Origin of the sequence: Psychrobacter sp. GW64-MNA-CIBAN-0177 (assembly GCF_040309585.1) — a bacterium.
Lineage (GTDB): Bacteria > Pseudomonadota > Gammaproteobacteria > Pseudomonadales > Moraxellaceae > Psychrobacter > Psychrobacter okhotskensis.
Window position 1 is genome coordinate 1 of record NZ_JBEOOY010000095.1, and the last position, 337, is coordinate 337.

Genomic DNA, 337 nt, shown 5'->3' on the forward strand with positions numbered 1-337 from the left:
GATTTGTTTACACGAATCCGTAACGGTCAGTCAGCGAAGAAAGTATCTGTAACGATGCCTAATTCAAAACTGAAAGTAGCAGTAGCTAAAGTATTAAAAAATGAAGGTTACATCGCTGATTTCGCAATCAATGGCGACGTAAAACCTGAGCTTTCTATCGAATTGAAGTACTTCGAAGGCAAAGCTGTTATTGAAAATATCCAGCGTGTTAGCCGCCCTGGTTTACGTATCTATAAGAGACGAGACGACTTACCAAAGGTAATGGGTGGTCTACGTATCGCTATCGTATCAACTTCTAAAGGCCTAATGACAGACCGCGCAGCACGTAGTGCAGGCG

1 protein-coding gene is annotated in these 337 nt (G+C 42.7%); it reads left to right on the forward strand.

The window, feature by feature from the left end; translation table 11 throughout:
• Nucleotides 1-337: 30S ribosomal protein S8 (rpsH, locus tag AAEY79_RS14320; RefSeq protein WP_352288923.1), on the forward strand; the 337-nt coding region annotated here is incomplete at both ends.